1 protein-coding gene and 1 pseudogene are annotated in these 751 nt (G+C 59.3%); both read right to left on the reverse strand.

From position 1 onward, the window contains the following. Nucleotides 1-154 (reverse strand): annotated as a pseudogene (locus KVG87_RS25975) (phage antirepressor KilAC domain-containing protein); the annotation flags it as partial. A 10-nt stretch (nucleotides 155-164) separates the two neighbouring features. Beyond that, nucleotides 165-751 (reverse strand): hypothetical protein (locus tag KVG87_RS25710; RefSeq protein ID WP_217853239.1); only part of this gene is annotated, 587 nt, incomplete at its 5' end.

Consider the following 751-nt stretch of genomic DNA (forward strand, 5'->3'; position numbering starts at 1 on the left):
ACCAGGGGCTGTCCTTGATCCGCAGGTACGCTTTGTCGCGCTTCGGGTCCGCCGGCAAGTTTCCCTTGAGCAAACCTTTTTCCCGCATGAGAGCGATCAATTTGGGGCGAGTGAGGCCGAGTTGTGCGGCTGCTTGGGCGAGGGTGCGTTCCATATCGTCCTCCTCATGCCGCGTGCGCAGCAGGAGTGGCCGCTGCAGCAAGGTGGCTGATGGACTCAAGGAGCCTTGCGTAGATCTCGGCATCGGGGTCGTACAAGGTAAAGCAGCGCGTATGCGGACTCTTGTTGCCGATGCTCAAGATCGCGGTGACGCCGCGGCGTGTATGAGTGCGATGCAGCGCCACATGCAGGGGAAGTTCAAAACCCATGTCGAGGCTCAGCACGCCGCCGGTGTGCACCAGTTCGAACACGCGCTGCTTGTCCTGGACTTCAAAGCGACCGTATTGACGATCGGCATGCGGGAGAGGCACCAGGTCGCTGGAGTTGCTCGCGTCGAACGGACCGTTGGCAATCTCTTCAATGAAATCGGCCAGTTTGAGGTGCATCTTCTTGTCGTTTGGCAGGGTTAGCGTGTGGCGTTCGCTGCCCAGTTCGACGACAAAAGTGCTTTCCACTGTGCCGCGCTCAGCCTTGAGACGGAATGCCAGGCATTCACGCTTCGGTGCTGTGCGCAGGACATGGTTGAAGGTCTCGGTCAGGTTGACCTGGGCGTTGAGCAACTGCAGGGTGCGGTTGTCGATCTTGTACTTGA

This window comes from Pseudomonas siliginis, from assembly GCF_019145195.1.
GTDB classification, from domain to species: domain Bacteria; phylum Pseudomonadota; class Gammaproteobacteria; order Pseudomonadales; family Pseudomonadaceae; genus Aquipseudomonas; species Aquipseudomonas siliginis.